Origin of the sequence: Rheinheimera aquimaris, from assembly GCF_020531985.1 — a bacterium.
GTDB lineage: Bacteria > Pseudomonadota > Gammaproteobacteria > Enterobacterales > Alteromonadaceae > Alishewanella > Alishewanella aquimaris.
Window position 1 is genome coordinate 1 of record NZ_JAJAVQ010000010.1, and the last position, 15,455, is coordinate 15,455.

General features: G+C 48.2%; 11 protein-coding genes and 1 tRNA gene. All 12 read left to right on the forward strand.

Features of this window, described 5'->3' with window-relative positions; all coding sequences use genetic code 11:
* The first annotated feature begins 140 nt into the window (after window positions 1–140).
* The 12 genes from LHL18_RS19465 (at window position 141) to fusA (ending at window position 15,334) form a co-directional block, all read left to right on the forward strand.
* Window positions 141–217: transfer RNA gene (locus tag LHL18_RS19465), tRNA-Trp, on the forward strand.
* A gap of 74 nt (window positions 218–291) precedes the next feature.
* Window positions 292–666: a preprotein translocase subunit SecE gene (gene secE / locus LHL18_RS19470; RefSeq protein ID WP_226768308.1), complete on the forward strand. Its 375-nt coding sequence runs from the start codon at window positions 292–294 to the stop codon at window positions 664–666.
* 15 nt (window positions 667–681) lie between these two features.
* Complete coding sequence (nusG, locus tag LHL18_RS19475) at window positions 682–1,209, forward strand: transcription termination/antitermination protein NusG (RefSeq protein ID WP_008224569.1); 528 nt, start codon at window positions 682–684, stop codon at window positions 1,207–1,209.
* A gap of 120 nt (window positions 1,210–1,329) precedes the next feature.
* Window positions 1,330–1,758 (forward strand): 50S ribosomal protein L11, encoded by a 429-nt coding sequence (rplK, locus tag LHL18_RS19480; protein WP_027672427.1) that lies wholly within the window; start codon window positions 1,330–1,332, stop codon window positions 1,756–1,758.
* Between the two features lie 3 nt (window positions 1,759–1,761).
* Window positions 1,762–2,463 carry a 50S ribosomal protein L1 gene (gene rplA, locus LHL18_RS19485; RefSeq protein WP_134059755.1) on the forward strand — a complete coding sequence of 234 codons (702 nt, stop codon included), beginning with the start codon at window positions 1,762–1,764 and terminating at the stop codon, window positions 2,461–2,463.
* Window positions 2,464–2,750: 287 nt separating this feature from the next.
* Window positions 2,751–3,245, forward strand: coding sequence for a 50S ribosomal protein L10 (gene rplJ, locus LHL18_RS19490; protein WP_027672429.1), 495 nt, complete (start codon window positions 2,751–2,753; stop codon window positions 3,243–3,245).
* Between the two features lie 64 nt (window positions 3,246–3,309).
* A complete protein-coding gene (rplL, locus tag LHL18_RS19495) occupies window positions 3,310–3,675 on the forward strand; it encodes a 50S ribosomal protein L7/L12 (RefSeq protein ID WP_134059759.1) in 366 nt (121 codons plus the stop codon).
* A gap of 174 nt (window positions 3,676–3,849) precedes the next feature.
* Entirely contained in the window at window positions 3,850–7,875 is a 4,026-nt protein-coding gene (gene rpoB / locus LHL18_RS19500; RefSeq protein ID WP_226768309.1) for a DNA-directed RNA polymerase subunit beta, read from the forward strand.
* Between the two features lie 65 nt (window positions 7,876–7,940).
* Entirely contained in the window at window positions 7,941–12,122 is a 4,182-nt protein-coding gene (gene rpoC, locus LHL18_RS19505; protein ID WP_226768310.1) for a DNA-directed RNA polymerase subunit beta', read from the forward strand.
* Window positions 12,123–12,273: 151 nt separating this feature from the next.
* Window positions 12,274–12,648 carry a 30S ribosomal protein S12 gene (rpsL, locus tag LHL18_RS19510; protein WP_019677787.1) on the forward strand — a complete coding sequence of 125 codons (375 nt, stop codon included), beginning with the start codon at window positions 12,274–12,276 and terminating at the stop codon, window positions 12,646–12,648.
* 89 nt (window positions 12,649–12,737) lie between these two features.
* Complete coding sequence (gene rpsG / locus LHL18_RS19515) at window positions 12,738–13,208, forward strand: 30S ribosomal protein S7 (protein WP_134059768.1); 471 nt, start codon at window positions 12,738–12,740, stop codon at window positions 13,206–13,208.
* Between the two features lie 23 nt (window positions 13,209–13,231).
* Window positions 13,232–15,334 carry an elongation factor G gene (gene fusA, locus LHL18_RS19520; RefSeq protein WP_226768311.1) on the forward strand — a complete coding sequence of 701 codons (2,103 nt, stop codon included), beginning with the start codon at window positions 13,232–13,234 and terminating at the stop codon, window positions 15,332–15,334.
* Window positions 15,335–15,455: the final 121 nt, after the last annotated feature.

Consider the following 15,455-nt stretch of genomic DNA (forward strand, 5'->3'; position numbering starts at 1 on the left):
TGCGGGGCCTTTTTTGTTTTGCTAAAAAAGTATGCAGGAAAGTGACGCAATAAGAGCAGCTAAGCTTGTTTTAGCTTGCTAAGACAGTATAATGAGCGGCTATTTGCAAACCCGGCCATGTGTCAGGTTTACAACCTTGTAGGGGCATAGTTCCAATTGGTAGAACAGCGGTCTCCAAAACCGATGGTTGGGGGTTCGAATCCCTCTGCCCCTGCCAATATTTTTCGGTCAAGTTTTAGCTTGGCCGGTAGTGTGTTGCTATAAGCAAGTCAAGGTGAAGTGAGTCAAAGCATGAACGCAGCAAGTGAAACCCCAAAAAGCGGATTTGATATAGTCAAATGGTTGCTGGTCTTTGTTATTTTGTCACTGGCAGTGGTAGGGAACTACCTTTATGAATTATCTGCATTAGAAAAAGCAATCGCTATCGTGGTACTGGTTGTGATAGCCGGTGCAGTAGCCGCACAGACGCACAAAGGCAAAACCTTTATCAATTTTGCTAAAGAGTCACGTACTGAAGTTCGCAAAGTGGTATGGCCAACCAGACAGGAAACGATGCAAACGACTTTGGTTGTTCTGGTTGCTACCCTAATTATGGGCCTGCTACTGTGGGGTTTGGACGCTATTTTATTGCGTGTTGTATCATTTTTAACAGGATTGGGGATCTAAACCATGGCAGGAAAGATGCGTTGGTATGTGGTGCAGGCCTTCTCTGGCTTCGAGCAACGGGTTGCCACCTCTCTGCGTGAACACATCAAAATCCATCAGATGGAAGATAAGTTTGGTGAAGTGCTGGTGCCAACTGAAGAAGTGATCGAGATGCGCGCAGGCCAAAAGCGTAAATCTGAGCGCAAATTCTTCCCGGGTTATGTATTAGTGCAAATGGAAATGTGTGAAGAAGCGTGGCACTTAGTGAAAAGTGTACCGCGCGTACTGGGCTTTATCGGTGGTACCTCAGATCGCCCGGCACCTATTTCTGAAAAGGAAGCGATGACTATTCTGAATCGTCTGCAGGATAACGTAGATAAGCCTAAGCCGAAGACGCTGTTTGAAGCCGGTGAAGTGGTGCGCGTTACTGAAGGTCCGTTTGCTGACTTTAACGGCGTTGTTGAAGAAGTCGACTATGAAAAGAGCCGCGTAAAAGTATCAGTTCTGATCTTCGGTCGTTCTACACCTGTCGATCTGGAATTTGCTCAGGTCGAAAAAGCTTAACTTAAAGATTGTAACCGGGCGCTGATTAAAATATAATCTGCGCCCTTTTTAACGTTGGGAAGCCGTTTGAGTATGTGTCCTCGCACTTACAAGGCTATGACCCAGAAACAGAGGTGAAACATGGCAAAGAAAGTCACTGCACTTATCAAACTGCAGGTTAAAGCCGGTATGGCTAACCCGTCGCCACCAGTAGGTCCGGCGCTGGGTCAACACGGTGTGAATATCATGGAATTCTGTAAAGGCTTCAACGCCCGTACAGAGAGCCTTGAGAAAGGCATGCCAATCCCAGTAGTTATTACTGTATATAGCGATCGTTCTTTCACGTTCGAAACCCGTACTCCTCCAGCATCTTTCTTATTACTGAAAGCCGCTGGCTTAAAAGGTGGTTCAGGTCGTCCTAACACCCAGAAAGTGGGCAAAATCACTGCAGCTCAGGTTGACGAGATCGTTAAGATCAAGCAGCCAGATTTGACTGCTGCTGATCATGCCGCTGCGGTGCGTACCATCGAAGGTACTGCCCGTTCAATGGGTTTAGTGGTGGAGGGCTAACAGATGGCTAAATTAACTAAACGCGCTAAGTTAATCCGTTCTAAAGTGGATTCAACTCGTGAATACGACATCAACGAAGCTGTTGCTCTGTTGAAAGAATTAACTGCCGGCAAGTTCGTTGAGAGCGTAGACGTAGCAGTAAACCTGGGTATCGATGCCCGTAAATCTGACCAGAACGTGCGTGGTGCGACTGTACTGCCTCACGGTACTGGCCGTACTGTACGTGTTGCTGTGTTCACTCAGGGTGCAAACGCTGAAGCTGCTAAAGCTGCCGGTGCCGACATCGTTGGTATGGAAGACTTAGCTGAACAGGTCAAAAAAGGCGTAATGGATTTCGACGTGGTTATCGCTTCACCAGACGCTATGCGTGTGGTAGGTATGTTAGGTCAAATCTTAGGCCCACGTGGTTTGATGCCTAACCCAAAAACCGGCACTGTTACGCCTAACGTAGCAGAAGCGGTTAAAAACGCGAAAGCAGGTCAGGTTCGTTACCGCAACGATAAGAACGGTATCGTTCATTCAACTATCGGCAAAATCGACTTCGATGCTGATAAGCTGAAGGAAAACTTAGAAGCACTGCTGGTTGCACTGAAACGTGCTAAGCCATCAGTAGCTAAAGGCGTTTACATCAAGAAAGTCACTATCTCTTCAACGCACGGTGCAGGTTTAGCCCTGAGCCAGGCGTCACTGAGCGCAGTGGTCTAAGGCGTAATTGCTTTACAGGGCAGTAAGATTATTTTATAATCTTGCGCTCATTTTTAGGGTAGAAGCCGCATTTTTAACTAAATGACGGCTTCCGTCCAAGACCGTAGGTGTCGCAAATTTCTTTGGAAAAGCGTGACTTAAAACAACAAACCTACGCAGACGGTGCAGGCCCCAGAAAGAATTAGATTCCTTCTGGTCTCACCGTAAATCGCGCGCCTTGTGGCAACGCAGGGCGATGTGTAGGCAAACGGGCAATCATGCCCGGATGAACCAGGAGTTAAGAGCCAATGGCTATTAAGCTTGAAGACAAAAAAGCACTTGTTGCTGAAGTCCAGGAAGCTGCCAAAGGTGCTTTATCTGCGGTAGTCGCAGACGCTCGTGGTGTCACTGTAGGCAATATCACTGCGCTGCGTAAGCAAGCGCGTGAAGCTGGTGTGTGGATGAAAGTTGTCCGTAACACACTGGTTCGCCGTGCAGTAGAAGGCACCGAATTTGAGTGTCTGAAAGACGCATTCGTAGGTCCGACGTTAATTGCTTTCTCTAAAGAGCACCCAGGTGCTGCAGCGCGTATCTTTAAAGATTTCGCGAAAGAGAACAAAAACTTCGAACTGAAAGGTGCAGCTTTCAATGGCGCCACAGTAAACATTGAAGTGTTAGCATCGTTACCAACATACGACGAAGCTATTGCACGTTTAATGAGCACTATGAAAGAGGCAGCAGCCGGCAAACTTGTACGTACAATTGCCGCGGTTCGCGACCAAAAACAAGAGCAAGCCGCGTAATTTTACGTTTGGTTTGAAAGTAAAGTTTAATCGGGACAAGTCCCCTAATTTAGGAATCTGAGCAATGTCAGTGACTAAAGATCAAATCTTAGATGCTATCGCTGCAATGTCTGTAATGGACGTAGTAGAGTTAGTAACTGCAATGGAAGAAAAATTCGGTGTGTCTGCAGCTGCTGCTGTAGCAGTTGCTGCAGGTCCTGCTGCTGCTGTTGAAGAGCAAACTGAATTCAACGTAATTCTGGCTGGTGTTGGCGCGAACAAAGTTGCTGTTATCAAAGCAGTACGTGGCGCTACCGGTTTAGGCCTGAAAGAAGCGAAAGACCTGGTTGAGAGCGCTCCAGCTCCAATCAAAGAAGGCGTTTCTAAAGCTGAAGCTGACGCTCTGAAGAAAGAACTTGAAGAAGCTGGTGCTTCTGTTGAAGTTAAATAATCCGGCTTATACCGGATTATTCGCCTGAAGTTCAGGCTGGGCTGGTGATGAATTAATCACCGGCCTTTTTGCGCTGTGGGACAATGATTTCCCCACCCCTGTTGATACTATGGCTGGTATCAAACACGACCCGAAAGGGTTGTTGGGAAAAAAATCAGCAAGCTGAGGAACCCCATGACTTACTCTTATTCTGAGAAGAAACGTATCCGTAAGGACTTCGGCAAACGTCCGGAAGTATTGGATGTGCCATACCTGCTGTCGATCCAGATTGAATCGTTCAGCAAATTCATCGAGCCTGATCCGGAAGGAGATTACGGTTTAGAAGCCGCATTCCGCTCTGTATTCCCTATTAAAAGCTATTCAGGCAGTGCGGAATTGCAGTACGTCAGCTACCGCATCGGGGAACCCGTATTTGACGTGAAAGAATGTCAGATCCGCGGTGTCACTTACTCAGCGCCATTACGTGTAAAACTGCGCATGGTGTTATTCGATAAAGAAGCTCCAGGTACAATTAAAGATATCCGTGAACAGGAAGTTTATATGGGTGAAATCCCATTAATGACTGAAAACGGTACTTTCGTTATCAACGGTACTGAGCGTGTAATCGTATCTCAGCTACACCGCAGCCCTGGCGTATTCTTCGATCACGACCGTGGTAAAACCCACTCGTCTGGCAAGGTGTTATATAACGCTCGTGTTATTCCTTACCGTGGTTCATGGTTAGATTTCGAATTCGATGCCAAAGATAACCTGTTTGTGCGTATCGACCGCCGTCGTAAGTTACCGGCAACGATCCTGTTACGGGCGCTTGAATTCAGCACCGAAGACATTTTAAGCACCTTCTTTGAAAACACAAAGTTTGAAATCAAAGACGGTAAGCTGTTAATGGAAGTTGTAGCGAACCGCTTGCGTGGTGAGACTGCTGCATTTGACATTAAAGACAACGATGGCGAAGTCATAGTAGAACAAGGCCGTCGTATTACTGCACGCCACGTGCGTCAGCTGGAAAAAACCGGTCTGACCATGATGGAAGTACCACACGAATACGTGGTTGGCCGTGTGCTGGCAAAAAATTACGCTGACCGTTCAACCGGAGAGATTATTGCCGAGGCGAACGCAGAGCTCACATTGGAGTTGTTGGCAAAACTGGCTAAAGCTGGTTATGAGAGTTTTGAAACTCTATACATTAACGATTTGGATCAGGGCTCTTATGTCTCTGAAACCATTCGTATCGACCCAAGCAGCAACCGTATGGAAGCGTTGGTAGAAATTTATCGCATGATGCGTCCTGGTGAACCACCAACGCGTGATGCCGCAGAAACCTTATTTGATAACCTGTTCTTCTCGGAAGACCGCTACGATTTATCGACGGTAGGCCGGATGAAGTTCAACCGCCGCGTAGGTTTTGACGAAGGCACCGGTGCCGGTGTACTGAGCAAAGAAGATATTCTGGCGGTAATGAAAGTCTTAATCGACATCCGTAACGGTAAAGGCGAAGTGGACGATATTGACCACTTAGGTAACCGCCGTATCCGTTCTGTTGGCGAAATGGCAGAGAACCAGTTCCGTGTTGGTTTAGTGCGTGTTGAACGTGCGGTGAAAGAGCGTCTGTCACTGGGTGACTTAGATGCCGTTATGCCACAGGATCTGATCAACGCTAAACCGATTTCAGCAGCAGTAAAAGAGTTCTTCGGTTCAAGCCAGCTGTCTCAGTTTATGGACCAGAACAACCCATTGTCAGAAGTGACGCACAAGCGTCGTATTTCTGCTTTAGGCCCGGGCGGCTTAACGCGTGAGCGTGCCGGCTTCGAAGTACGTGACGTACACCCGACGCACTACGGTCGCGTATGTCCAATCGAAACGCCTGAAGGTCCAAACATCGGTCTGATTAACTCACTGTCAATGTTTGCTCAGACTAACGAATATGGCTTCCTGGAGACACCATACCGTCGTATCGAAAATGGCGTGGTAACCGATGAAGTCGACTTCCTGTCAGCCATCGAGGAAGGCAATTTCGTTATCGCACAGGCAAACGCTGAATTGAACGAAGAAAATCGTTTATCAGAAGAGTTAGTACCTTGTCGTTATAAAAACGAATTTACACTGATGCCTGCTGATCAGGTGCAGTACATGGACGTTGCTCCTCAGCAAATCGTGTCTGTTGCTGCCGCACTGATCCCGTTCCTGGAACACGACGATGCTAACCGTGCATTGATGGGTTCGAACATGCAACGTCAGGCGGTACCAACACTGCGTGCTGATAAGCCGCTGGTAGGTACTGGTATTGAGCGCGTAGTAGCAAAAGACTCAGGTGTAACCGTAGTGGCGAAACGTGGCGGTGTTATCGACTATGTTGATGCCAGCCGTATTGTGATCAAGGTTAACGAAGATGAAATGGTAGCGGGTGAAGCCGGTATCGACATCTACAACCTGACCAAATACACCCGTTCTAACCAGAACACCTGTATTAACCAGCGTCCATGTGTAAACCATGGTGAGCCAATTGAGCGCGGCGATGTACTGGCTGACGGCCCGTCTACCGATTTAGGTGAACTGGCTCTGGGCCAGAACTTACGCGTAGCGTTCATGCCGTGGAATGGTTACAACTTCGAAGACTCGATTTTGTTATCAGAACGTCTGGTACAGGAAGATCGCTTAACCACGATTCACATCCAGGAATTAAGCTGTATCGCCCGCGACACCAAGCTTGGCCCAGAAGAGATCACCGGCGACATCCCTAACGTGGGCGAGTCTGCGCTGTCGAAACTGGACGAAGCCGGTATCGTGTATATCGGTGCTGAAGTCAAAGGTGGCGACATTCTGGTGGGTAAAGTCACCCCGAAAGGTGAAAGCCAGTTAACACCGGAAGAGAAGCTGTTACGTGCTATCTTCGGTGAAAAAGCGTCTGACGTTAAAGACACCTCGTTACGCGTGCCTAACTCTGTAACCGGTACTGTTATCGATGTTCAGGTGTTTACCCGCGATGGCGTAGAAAAAGACAAGCGCGCGCGTGAAATCGAGGAAATGGAAGTCAAACAGGCGAAGAAAGACCTGAATGAAGAATTCCGTATCCTGGAAGCCGGTATTTTTGACCGTGCCCGTAACCTGCTGGAGCAAAGCGGTGTTGACCGTGCCAAGCTGGATACCATGAAAGGCGACGCTCTGTTTAACCAAAGCTTAAGCGATGAAGATAAACAGAACGATCTGGAGCAGTTAGCGGCCCAGTACGAAGAAATTCGTGTTGAGTACGATAAGAAGTTCGAAGCTAAGCGCCGTAAGATCGTGCAGGGCGACGACCTTGCACCGGGCGTACTGAAGATCGTTAAGGTGTATCTGGCCGTTAAACGCCGCATCCAGCCGGGTGATAAGATGGCGGGTCGTCACGGTAACAAGGGTGTTATCTCAACTATCGTTCCGGTAGAAGATATGCCATATGACGAACACGGTAAGCCGGTTGACATCGTACTGAACCCGCTGGGCGTACCTTCGCGGATGAACATTGGTCAGATCCTCGAAACTCACTTAGGCTTAGCAGCCCGTGGTATCGGTGACAAGATCGATGCGATGATTAAAGACCAGAAAGAAACGGCGGAAATCCGTGACTTCCTGAAGAAAGTGTACGCACTGGGCGAATCACGCCAGAACGTAGACGTTGAAAGCTTTACTGACGACGAAGTACGTCGTTTAGCGGAAAATCTGCGTAAAGGCTTACCTGTTGCGACACCGGTATTCGACGGTGCTAAAGAAAGCGAAATCAAGCAACTGCTTGAACTGGGTGACTTACCGTCAAGCGGTCAGATCACATTATATGATGGCCGTACCGGCAATACCTTCGAACGTAAGGTTACCGTAGGTTACATGTACATGCTGAAACTGAACCACTTAGTAGACGATAAGATGCACGCGCGTTCTACCGGTTCTTACAGCTTAGTAACGCAACAGCCGCTGGGTGGTAAAGCTCAGTTCGGTGGTCAGCGTTTCGGTGAGATGGAAGTGTGGGCACTTGAAGCATACGGCGCAGCGTACACGCTGCAGGAAATGCTGACTGTTAAGTCGGATGACGTTAACGGCCGTACCAAGATGTATAAGAACATCGTGGATGGTGACCACAGAATGGAACCTGGCATGCCAGAATCTTTCAACGTATTAATGAAAGAGATCCGTTCGCTCGGTATTAACATCGAATTGGAAGAGGAATAAACCGACCTTGAGTTGGGGGGCAGGCAACTGCCCCATTCCGGTTTACCTCTTACAGGAGAGCTAAGGTGAAAGACTTATTAAAGTTTCTGAAACAACAAACTAAAACCGAAGAGTTTGATGTTATCCGTATCGGTTTATCTTCGCCAGACATGATCCGTTCATGGTCATTTGGTGAAGTAAAGAAGCCAGAAACGATCAATTACCGTACCTTTAAGCCAGAGCGCGACGGCTTATTCTGTGCCCGTATCTTTGGCCCGGTAAAAGATTACGAGTGTCTGTGCGGTAAGTACAAACGCTTAAAGCACCGTGGTGTTATTTGTGAAAAATGTGGTGTTGAAGTTACGCTGACTAAAGTACGCCGTGAGCGTATGGGCCATATCGAACTGGCCAGCCCAACTGCGCACATCTGGTTCTTAAAATCACTGCCAAGCCGTATCGGTTTACTGCTGGATATGACACTGCGTGATATCGAGCGCGTGCTGTATTTCGAAAGCTATGTAGTGACAGAACCTGGCATGACGTCATTAGAGCGTCGCCAGATGCTGACTGAAGAAGAATACTTAGATGTGTTGGAAGAGCATGGCGACGAGTTTGAAGCCAAAATGGGTGCAGAGGCAATTCTGGACTTGTTAAAAGGCATTGATCTGGCAACTGAAATCAAGCAAATGCGTGAAGAGCTGCCAACCATCAACTCTGAAACCAAGCGTAAGAAAATCAGCAAGCGTCTGAAACTGATGGAAGCGTTCCATACCTCTGGTAACAAGCCAGAGTGGATGATCATGACAGTGCTGCCAGTACTGCCGCCGGATTTACGTCCGTTGGTACCACTGGACGGCGGTCGTTTCGCGACCTCAGATCTGAACGATTTATACCGTCGCGTGATTAACCGTAATAACCGTCTGAAGCGTCTGTTAGACCTGTCAGCACCGGATATTATCGTACGCAACGAAAAGCGTATGTTGCAAGAAGCGGTAGATGCCCTGTTAGACAACGGTCGTCGTGGCCGCGCTATCACTGGCAGCAACAAGCGCCCGCTGAAATCTTTAGCGGACATGATTAAAGGTAAACAGGGTCGTTTCCGTCAGAACCTGTTGGGTAAACGTGTTGACTACTCAGGCCGTTCGGTTATTACCGTAGGTCCTACTCTGCGTTTACACCAGTGTGGTCTGCCGAAGAAAATGGCACTGGAGTTATTCAAGCCCTTTATCTATGGCAAGCTGGAAGCGCGTGGTTTAGCGACCACCATCAAAGCCGCCAAGAAGATGGTAGAGCGTGAAGAAGGCGCAGTATGGGACGTTCTGGATGAAGTTATCCGTGAGCATCCGGTATTACTGAACCGTGCACCAACACTGCACCGTCTGGGTATTCAGGCGTTTGAACCTGTACTTATCGAAGGTAAAGCGATTCAATTACATCCGTTAGTGTGTGCGGCTTATAACGCCGACTTCGACGGTGACCAAATGGCGGTACACGTACCGTTAACGTTAGAAGCACAGTTAGAAGCGCGCGCGCTGATGATGTCGACTAACAACGTTCTGTCACCAGCTAACGGTGAACCTATCATCGTTCCTTCTCAGGACGTTGTATTAGGTTTGTACTACATGACGCGTGAAGCGATTAACGCTAAAGGCGAAGGCATGTTACTGAAGAGTGCGAAAGAAGCTGAGAAAGCCTTCCGCGCCGGTGTTGCCAGCCTGCACGCTAAAGTAAAAGTACGTATCACTGAAGTAGAATTTGCTGAAGATGGCAGCCGTACAGAAACCACAGCGGTACGTGATACCACTGTAGGCCGTGCGATCCTGTATTCTATTCTGCCAGAAGGTTTGAGCTTTGATGCAATCAACCAGGCGATGGGTAAGAAGCAAATTTCTCGCCTGTTAAACGGTGCTTACCGTCGTATCGGTCTGAAGAAAACCGTTATTCTGGCTGACCAGATCATGTACACCGGTTTCCACTACGCGATGTTGTCAGGTGTGTCTGTAGGTATTAACGATATGGTTATCCCTGCAGCGAAAACTGACATCATCAATGCAGCAGAAGCTGAAGTTGCGGAAATCCAGGATCAGTTCCAACAGGGTCTGGTAACTGCCGGTGAAAAGTACAACAAAGTAATCGATATCTGGTCAACCGCTAACGAAGCCTTATCAAAAGCGATGATGGACAACCTGTCGAAAGAAGACGTGGTTGACCGCGACGGCAATACTGTACAACAGCAATCATTTAACTCTGTTTACATGATGGCCGACTCAGGTGCGCGGGGCTCACCAGCTCAGATCCGTCAGTTAGCGGCAATGCGTGGTCTGATGGCAAAACCAGATGGTTCTATCATCGAAACACCCATCACGGCTAACTTCCGTGAAGGCTTAAGCGTATTACAGTACTTCATCTCGACGCACGGTGCGCGTAAAGGTCTTGCCGATACTGCACTTAAGACAGCTAACTCTGGTTACCTGACGCGTCGTCTGGTAGACGTAGCACAAGACTTAGTCGTGACCGAATCAGACTGTGGTTCAGATCAGGGCATTATCATGAAGCCACTTATCGAAGGTGGTGACGTGGTTGAAGGTCTGCGTGAGCGCGTACTGGGCCGGGTTGTTATCGGTGACGTTGTTGCCCCAACCACTGGCGAAGTACTGGTTGCTGACGGCACCATGCTGGATGAACAATTGTGTGATCTGTTAGAGAAGAACTCTATCGACGAAGTACACGTACGTTCAGTAATTACCTGTCAAACCGACTTTGGTGTTTGTGCCAAGTGTTACGGCCGTGACTTAGCGCGTGGTCACCTGATCAACGCTGGTGAAGCTGTGGGTGTTATCGCTGCACAGTCAATCGGTGAACCAGGTACACAGCTGACGATGCGTACATTCCACATCGGTGGTGCGGCATCACGGGCCTCGGCAGAAAATAGCGTACAGGTTAAAACTGCCGGTACCTTAAAACTGCAAAATGCCAAGTTCGTACGTAATGCTGATAACAAGATTGTTATCACCTCACGTTCTGCTGAAGTAACGGTATTTGATGAATTAGGTCGTGAGAAAGAGCGTTATAAACTGCCATACGGTTCAATCCTGACGACAGATGACAACGCGAAAATCACTGCTGGTCAAATAGTAGCAAACTGGGATCCGCACTCACACCCAATTATTGTTGAGCGTGGTGCTAAGGTTAATCACAGTGATGTTGACGATACCAACACTGAAGTACAAACCGACGAGTTAACCGGCTTAACCCGTACCGTAGTTAAAGATTTGGCCAAAGCGAACGCGAAAGAGCCAAAACTAATCCTGACGATGGACGATGGCGCGCTGCAGGAAATCCGTCTGCCAAGCTTCACCACTATCGAAGTAACCGATGGTGCCACCGTGAAAGCGGGTGAAGTGTTAGCACGTATTCCGCAGGAAAGCTCGAAAACACGTGATATTACCGGTGGTCTGCCGCGCGTTGCGGACCTGTTCGAAGCCCGTAAGCCAAAAGATCCAGCCATCCTGGCAGAGATCTCTGGTGTTATCAGCTTCGGTAAAGAGACCAAAGGTAAGCGTCGTCTGTTAATTACCCCGGATCAGGGTGATGTACATGAAGAAATGATCCCGAAATGGCGTCAGGTCAATGTGTTCGAAGGTGAACGTATTGAGAAAGGTGAAGTTATTTCGGAAGGCCCGGAGTCAGCACACGATATCCTGCGCTTACGTGGTATCCACCATGTAGCCAGCTACATCGTAAACGAAGTGCAGGACGTTTACCGCCTGCAAGGCGTTAAGATCAACGATAAGCACATCGAAACGATTATCCGTCAGATGCTGCGTAAGTGCGTGATCACTAACCCGGGTGACAGCGAGTTCTTAGAAGGTGAACAGGCTGAAGTGGCTCGCGTGAATATCGCGAACCGTGAGTTGGAAGCAGCAGGTAAAATGCCAGCACAGTACGAGCGCTCGTTACTGGGTATTACCAAAGCATCGCTGTCTACCGATTCATTTATTTCTGCGGCCTCGTTCCAGGAAACGACCCGCGTTCTGACAGAAGCTGCCGTTGGCGGTAAGATTGACGAACTGCGTGGTCTGAAAGAAAACGTTATTGTTGGCCGCTTGATCCCGGCAGGTACTGGTTTTGCGTATCACCAAAACCGTATTCGTCAGCGTCAACGCGCTGGCAATAACGAGCACGTCGAACCGGCGATGAGTTCAGAAATGGCAGAGCAGGCATTGTCTGACGCGCTGAACATGGACTTATCCGGTAACGACGAATAAGACAGGGAAATACGGTCAATTGTTGCTTAAATTAGCAGCAATTGGCTTTGTTCCTTGACAGGTCAAAGCTTGACCATTAGAATTCCGCGACCCTAATTTTGGGGTGCGGAATTTTCACGTTTATTGGGTATATATTAACCAGGAGTATTTAATGGCAACAATCAACCAGCTAGTGCGTAAGCCGCGCAGCCAGAAGGTAGCCAAGAGCACCGTTCCGGCGCTTGAAGCTTGCCCGCAGAAGCGTGGTGTTTGTACCCGTGTATACACCACTACACCTAAGAAGCCAAACTCAGCATTACGTAAAGTATGCCGTGTTCGTTTAACTAACGGATTCGAAGTTTCTTCTTACATTGGTGGTGAAGGCCACAACCTGCAGGAACACAGTGTTGTTCTGATTCGCGGTGGCCGGGTAAAAGACCTGCCAGGTGTGCGTTACCACACCGTACGCGGCACATTAGACTGTGCTGGCGTTAAAGATCGTAAACAAGCCCGTTCTAAGTACGGCGCAAAACGGCCTAAGAAATAACGGTACTCCGTTAGTAAGGCCAAACTAAACAACTTTTTTTCTTTATGTATTAAAAGTTTTGGAATCACCTGAAGCAATCGGAGTTACGAATGCCAAGAAGACGCGTCATAGGTCAACGTAAAATTCTTCCAGATCCTAAGTTCGGAAGTGAATTACTTGCCAAATTTGTAAACGTCGTTATGGTCGACGGTAAAAAATCTACTGCCGAATCAATTGTATACGGCGCATTAGAATTAGCGGCTACGAAGTCTAAGAAAGAACATTTAGACATTTTTGAAGTTGCTCTGGATAACATTCGTCCTACAGTGGAAGTTAAATCACGTCGTGTTGGTGGTTCTACCTACCAGGTACCATGTGAAGTACGCCCTGTACGTCGTAATGCTCTGGCAATGCGTTGGTTAGTTGAGGCTGCCCGTAAACGTGGTGAAAAATCAATGGCTCAGCGTTTAGCTGGTGAAATGCTGGATGCTGTTGAGAATAAAGGTTCTGCGGTTAAGAAGCGTGAAGACGTGCACCGTATGGCCGAAGCGAACAAAGCGTTCGCGCATTTCCGCTGGTAAGCTTTGCTTAAAGAGGATTAATTGTGGCACGTACAACCCCAATAGAACGCTACCGTAACATTGGTATTTGTGCGCACGTCGATGCGGGTAAAACAACTACGTCTGAACGTATTCTGTTTTACACGGGCCGCTCTCACAAGATCGGTGAGGTTCATGACGGTGCTGCTACTATGGACTGGATGGAACAGGAGCAGGAGCGTGGTATCACTATCACATCTGCTGCGACGACGACATTCTGGGCTGGTATGCAGCAGCAATTTGAACAGCACCGTATCAATCTGATTGATACCCCGGGACACGTTGATTTCACTATCGAAGTAGAGCGCTCATTGCGCGTACTCGATGGTGCTGTTGTCGTGCTCTGTGGTTCATCAGGCGTTCAACCGCAAACTGAAACGGTATGGCGTCAGGCCAACAAGTATGAAGTTCCGCGGATGATCTTTGTGAATAAGATGGACCGTACCGGTGCCAACTTCCTGCGCGTGGTAAAACAGGCGCAAACGCGATTAAACAGTACCATAGTGCCAATTCAGCTGCCGATAGGCGCTGAAGATGACTTCAAAGGGGTCATTGACCTCATCAAAATGAAGGCCATCAACTGGAATATGGAAGATCAGGGTATGACGTTCACTTATGAAGACATTCCAGCCGATATGGTTGACGAATGTAACGAGTGGCGGCAGAACATGATCGAAGCAGCTGCTGAAGCCAGTGAAGAGTTAATGGAGCGCTATCTAGAGGGTGAGGAGTTCTCTGAAGAAGAGATCCGCCAGGCTCTGCGTGACTTAACGCTTCGCAACGAAGTTGTAGTGGTAATGTGTGGTTCCGCCTTTAAAAACAAGGGCGTTCAGGCGATGCTGGACAATGTGATTTATTACCTGCCATCACCAACTGAAGTAAAAGCCATTACCGGTATCAATGAAGATGAGACAGAAGGTGAGCGTCATTCCAATGACGATGAACCGTTCTCTGCTTTGGCGTTTAAAATCGCGACTGATCCTTTCGTCGGTACGCTGACTTTCTTCCGTGTGTATTCCGGCGTCATCAATTCAGGTGACACTGTTTATAACCCGGTCAAACAAAAGAAAGAGCGTATAGGCCGTATCGTGCAGATGCATGCTAACGCCCGCGAAGAGATTAAAGCAGTTTGTGCCGGCGATATCGCTGCTGGTATAGGTTTTAAAGACGTAACCACCGGGGACACCTTATGTGACCCAGAGCACGTTATTACACTGGAGCGGATGGAATTTCCGGAGCCAGTGATTTCTGTTGCAGTGGAACCAAAAACGAAAGCTGATCAGGAAAAGATGGGCGTAGCGCTGAGTAAACTGGCTGCTGAAGATCCGTCTTTCCGTGTACACACTGACGAAGAAACCGGCCAGACCATTATTTCTGGTATGGGTGAATTACACTTGGACATTATCGTCGACCGTATGCGCCGTGAATTCAAGGTAGAGGCAAATGTGGGTAAACCACAGGTGTCTTACCGCGAGACACTGCGTGCCGCGACGGAAGTTGAGGGTAAATTTGTTCGTCAATCAGGTGGCCGCGGTCAGTTTGGTCACTGTTGGCTTAAAATTGAGCCGCAGGAAGAAGGTGCTGGTTACGAGTTCGTTAACGCTGTAGTCGGTGGGGTAATTCCAAAAGAATATATCCCTGCAATCGACAAAGGTGTTCAGGAACAGATGAAGAACGGTGTTCTTGCTGGCTACCCGGTAATTGACGTTAAAGTTACTGTGTTTGACGGTTCGTACCACGATGTTGACTCAAACGAAATGGCGTTTAAAATTGCTGCTTCGATGGGCTTCAAGAAAGGTGCACTGCAAGCCAAGCCAGTTATTCTTGAACCGATCATGAAAGTTGAGGTGGTAACACCGGAAGACTTCATGGGTGATATTGTTGGTGACTTAAACCGTCGTCGCGGTATTATAAACGGTATGGAAGATGCACCTGGTGGTATCAAAATCGTTGATGCGCATGTGCCGCTCTCTGAAATGTTTGGTTATGCAACCAACATGCGTTCGTTAAGTCAGGGTCGCGCTTCATATTCAATGGAACCATTGAATTATGCAGAAGCTCCCAGCAACGTGACAGAAGCAATAATCGCTGCGCGTAAAGCATATTAATAACTTAGTTTGGCCTGCTAAGGCAGGCCGCAATTAAATAAAGAAGGGTCTATTCATGGCTAAGGCTAAATTTGAACGTAGTAAACCGCACGTAAACGTAGGCACCATCGGTCACGTTGAC

Excerpts from the sequence above, each read along its gene's own strand:
- secE (WP_226768308.1), top strand. The coding sequence starts at position 292 with ATGAACGCAGCAAGTGAAACCCCAAAAAGCGGATTTGATATAGTCAAA.
- nusG (WP_008224569.1), top strand. The coding sequence starts at position 682 with ATGCGTTGGTATGTGGTGCAGGCCTTCTCTGGCTTCGAGCAACGGGTT.
- rplK (WP_027672427.1), top strand. The coding sequence starts at position 1,330 with ATGGCAAAGAAAGTCACTGCACTTATCAAACTGCAGGTTAAAGCCGGT.
- rplA (WP_134059755.1), top strand. The coding sequence starts at position 1,762 with ATGGCTAAATTAACTAAACGCGCTAAGTTAATCCGTTCTAAAGTGGAT.
- rplJ (WP_027672429.1), top strand. The coding sequence starts at position 2,751 with ATGGCTATTAAGCTTGAAGACAAAAAAGCACTTGTTGCTGAAGTCCAG.
- rplL (WP_134059759.1), top strand. The coding sequence starts at position 3,310 with ATGTCAGTGACTAAAGATCAAATCTTAGATGCTATCGCTGCAATGTCT.
- rpoB (WP_226768309.1), top strand. The coding sequence starts at position 3,850 with ATGACTTACTCTTATTCTGAGAAGAAACGTATCCGTAAGGACTTCGGC.
- rpsL (WP_019677787.1), top strand. The coding sequence starts at position 12,274 with ATGGCAACAATCAACCAGCTAGTGCGTAAGCCGCGCAGCCAGAAGGTA.
- rpsG (WP_134059768.1), top strand. The coding sequence starts at position 12,738 with ATGCCAAGAAGACGCGTCATAGGTCAACGTAAAATTCTTCCAGATCCT.